A 266-nucleotide genomic window follows, 5' to 3' on the forward strand; every position below is an offset into this window, starting at 1 on the left:
TATTGCATCTACGAAGTGGGGGGGGGCATCTGTTTTGACTTTTACAGGCTGCTCACTTGTTGTTTTAGCATCAGCGGGAGGGGCAGTATTAGAGGGAGAAGTGTTATCAATGCTGTTAGTTTGCCCCTCTATATCGGGTACTGTCATCGCATAGGTGGTATAACCTAAGTTATTAAGCTCTTTTCGTAAAAAATTCATACCCGTATTATTAGTCGCCGTCGAGTCCCAATCAGGTATAAGCAATACCACACCACTAAACATACTTT

The 266-nt window shown here is 42.9% G+C and carries 1 protein-coding gene; it reads right to left on the reverse strand.

Translation table 11 applies throughout. The annotated features are described in order from the left end of the window. The coding region (locus V6260_RS18535; protein WP_341595567.1) for a DUF3530 family protein at positions 1-266 on the reverse strand (266 nt) is incomplete at both ends.

The organism is Pseudoalteromonas aliena, from assembly GCF_038155085.1.
Lineage (GTDB): Bacteria > Pseudomonadota > Gammaproteobacteria > Enterobacterales > Alteromonadaceae > Pseudoalteromonas > Pseudoalteromonas aliena_A.